Source organism: Rhodococcus sp. AC861 (genome assembly GCF_979256035.1).
Genome location: NZ_CEEDMW010000039.1, coordinates 1 through 274, shown reverse-complemented (window position 1 = coordinate 274; position 274 = coordinate 1). Strand labels below are relative to the sequence as shown.

The 274-nt window shown below is 72.3% G+C and carries 1 pseudogene; it reads right to left on the bottom strand.

What is annotated here, in order from left to right:
- Positions 1 to 274: pseudogene (locus AC0IX4_RS23045) on the bottom strand (NAD(P)-dependent alcohol dehydrogenase); the annotation flags it as partial.

Sequence of the window (274 nt, the reverse complement as noted above, 5' to 3'; positions counted from 1 at the left end):
GTCCAGGACCCGCGTCGCACCGTAGCGCGCGGCACTCTCGCGTCGGCTCGGCGAGATGTCGGACCCGATGATGTCGGTCGCGCCGAACGCTCGCGAGACCGGGGCGGTGAGAAGTCCGACGGGACCCGCGCCGGCGATCAGCACGCGCGCTCCCCCGGTGATGCCGGCCTTCCGTGCCGTCGCTATCGCCACGGACAGCGGCTCGACCAGAGCGGCGGCGTCGTCGGAGACCGAGTCCGGTACATCGTGGGCGAAGGTGCTGCCGATGCTCACG